General features: G+C 59.9%; 4 protein-coding genes. 1 reads left to right on the forward strand and 3 read right to left on the reverse strand.

The annotated features are described in order from the left end of the window. Positions 1-132 precede the first annotated feature (132 nt). A complete protein-coding gene (locus tag EN991_RS31105) occupies positions 133-702 on the forward strand; it encodes a DUF3299 domain-containing protein (protein ID WP_127370188.1) in 570 nt (189 codons plus the stop codon). 27 nt (positions 703-729) lie between these two features. Here EN991_RS31105 and EN991_RS31110 read toward each other — a convergent pair whose 3' ends face one another. The 3 genes from EN991_RS31110 to EN991_RS31120 all read right to left on the reverse strand — a co-directional run bounded on the left by EN991_RS31110 (position 730) and on the right by EN991_RS31120 (position 2,561). Further along, complete coding sequence (locus EN991_RS31110) at positions 730-1,221, reverse strand: Lrp/AsnC family transcriptional regulator (protein ID WP_006205209.1); 492 nt, start codon at positions 1,219-1,221, stop codon at positions 730-732. A 108-nt stretch (positions 1,222-1,329) separates the two neighbouring features. Next, the gene (locus EN991_RS31115; RefSeq protein ID WP_024503311.1) at positions 1,330-1,947 is read right to left on the reverse strand and encodes a uracil-DNA glycosylase family protein; all 618 of its coding nucleotides are present in this window, start codon (positions 1,945-1,947) and stop codon (positions 1,330-1,332) included. A 2-nt stretch (positions 1,948-1,949) separates the two neighbouring features. Further along, positions 1,950-2,561, reverse strand: coding sequence for a glutathione S-transferase (locus EN991_RS31120; protein WP_127370189.1), 612 nt, complete (start codon positions 2,559-2,561; stop codon positions 1,950-1,952). Positions 2,562-2,729: the final 168 nt, after the last annotated feature.

Here is a 2,729-nt window from a genome sequence, read left to right on the forward strand (position 1 = left end):
AAGGCTGACGGCGCGCGTTCCGCCATGTCAGTATCTCGCCGACATGTGAAGTGGCTGCCGACATGTGATGCGCCTCGAGCGTTGACGTCTTTGGCAGCGGCGTCTTTACTTTAGGCTCAAAGGAAGCGGCCGATGAGCAATCCTCTAAAATCAACCCTGGCGCTCGCTGCCGCTTTGTTTGTGTCCGCTGCCGCCGATGCCTCGGCCGAGACTGCGCACATATTCTGGAAGGATCTGCGTCCGGCTACGCAATCCGCCGCCGAAAACGTCGGGCTGCCGATGATCGCGGCAAAATTGCCCGACCATGGCGAAACGCTGTCCGTCAATCTTCAGGACAAAAGCATTCAGCTAGCCGGCTACGCATTGCCGGTCGATCGCGACGGTGATCTTGTCTACCAGTTCCTGCTGGTACCCTGGACGGGTGCCTGCAGTCACATGCCGACGCCGCCGCCCAACCAGATTGTCCTGGTTACGCCGGCCCGTCCCTTCAAGATGTCCGAGGCCTATCAGCCTGTAGCGGTCACCGGCGCGCTGAAGCCGGACATGGAGAAGAACCAGCTGTTCATCCTCGACGGCGTCAGCATCATCCAGTCTGGCTACAGCGTGCGCAAGGCAGATGTGGTGAGCGTCGAGACCGTGCCGGATACGATCACTCTGCCGGTGAACTCACCCTGGAGTTTCCTCAACAAAAAGAAGAACTAAGCGGGATGACTTTATGTGACGTTCAGCTCAGGCAGCGTTGGCACCCGATTCCTTGTCCAGAACCATGTAGTCGAGCGGGATTTCGGTCGTGTACTTGATCTGCTCCATGGCGAAGGACGACGACACGTCACGAATTTCGATCTTGGCAATCAGCCGCTTGTAGAAGGCGTCATAGGCGGCGATGTCGGGCACCACGACGCGCAGGAGATAATCGACGTCGCCGCTCATGCGGTAGAACTCAACCACCTCGGGAAACTCCTGGATGACTTCCGAGAAACGCCGCAGCCATTCATGGCTATGCGAATTGGTGCGGATCGACACGAAGACGGTGACGCGCACATTGACCTTTTCATGGTCGAGAATGGCAACGCGCCGCTTGATGACGCCCTCTTCCTCGAGCTTCTGGATGCGTCTCCAGCAAGGCGTCGTCGACAGCCCGACTTTCTTGGCGACATCGGCGACCGCGAGTGTCGCGTCCTCCTGCAAGAGGCGGAGAATTTTTCTATCGAGGCGATCCATATCGTGCTCCCAAAGGAATAGAATGCCTATACTCTGCCTTATCCAGGCCTTTCACAAGAAAGAAATTCTGCTGATCGGGCAAAAAGCGAGTGATTTCTTGCTGAAAGGTCAGCCGAGGCGATAGCGGATTTCCGAACGCAGAAAAGGCAGCAAATCCATTTCAAACCACGGATTCTTCTTCAGCCAGCCCGTGTTGCGCCACGAGGGATGCGGCAGCGGCAGCACTTTCGGACCGATGGAATTCTCCCAGATGGAGCGCCAGTCCATGACCGTTTCCGTCAGTGAGGGCCGGCGCGCCGCACCCATGTGCCAGGACTGCGCGTAGATACCGATCGTCAGCACCAGATCGATCCGTGGCATAGAGGCCATCAAAGGTGCGCGCCAGGCCGCCGCGCATTCGCGCCTCGGCGGCAGATCTCCCCCCTTGGCATCCTGGCCGGGAAAGCAGAAGCCCATCGGGACGATTGCGAATTTTTCGATGTCGTAGAATTCGTCGCTCGTCACGCCAAGCCAGCTGCGCAGGCGGTCGCCGGAAGCGTCGGTGAACGGCATGCCCGACAGATGCACCTTGGTGCCGGGCGCCTGGCTGGCGATCAGGATCCGGGCGGTGGATGATGGGCGCAGCACTGGTCGCGGCTCATGCGGCAACGGCTTGCCGGCCGGATTTTCCACGCAGATGCGGCAGGCGCGGACCCTGGCGACGAGGTTTTCGAGTTCGGCAGTCATTCTCAGGCTGATGCGCTCGGCCGGCTGGAAACGGCTTGATGCCAGCGCAACACATTCGCGCACTTATCTGGTACCTTGATGCGTGCCGGCTTCATGAAATCGACAGCGATCAGGCCGGTGATGTCGGCGATCGAATAGCTGTCACCGGCGATGAACTCCCGGCTGCCCAGTTCGCCGTCCAGCAGCCTGAGGAACGCCACGGCCTTCGGCTTGTTGGCCTCACCCCATTCAGGGACCTGCGGGATTTCCCATTCCTTCATGGCCGGATGGATGTGCCGGAAGGCCTGCGTGACGCAGCTGAGTAAATTGAATTCCATCCGCCTCTGCCACATCTCGACCTGCGCCTTGCCGAGTGCGCCACGCCCGAACAAAGCGGGCTCCGGATGCAGTTCCTCGAAATAGCGGCAGATGGCGACGGATTCGGTGATGACGGTGCCGTCGTCGAGTTCCAGCACCGGCAGACGCTGCAAGGGGTTGCGCGAGCTGACCGCCTGTTGCCTGTGTTCCAACGCGCCCATATCGATGGGCACCTGCGCAACCTCGATGCCTTTCTCGGCCAGGAAAACGCGGACCCGCCTTGGATTGGGCGCCCGGCCACCGTCGAAGAGCTTCATTCCATCCTCCTGTTCGTCCTCGGTTCCAGTTCCAGGATGCGCATCACCAGAAGCGAAAAATCTCGCGCACGGCATCGCCGATCGACGCCAGTGTGCCGTGCTTCTTCTCGACGACTTCGCCGTGATGGCTGTCTCGCCAATTCTGCGGCTGATCGAACGTTCCCGCCC

The organism is Mesorhizobium sp. M7A.F.Ca.US.005.03.2.1, from assembly GCF_003997795.1.
Taxonomy (GTDB): Bacteria; Pseudomonadota; Alphaproteobacteria; order Rhizobiales; family Rhizobiaceae; genus Mesorhizobium; species Mesorhizobium ciceri.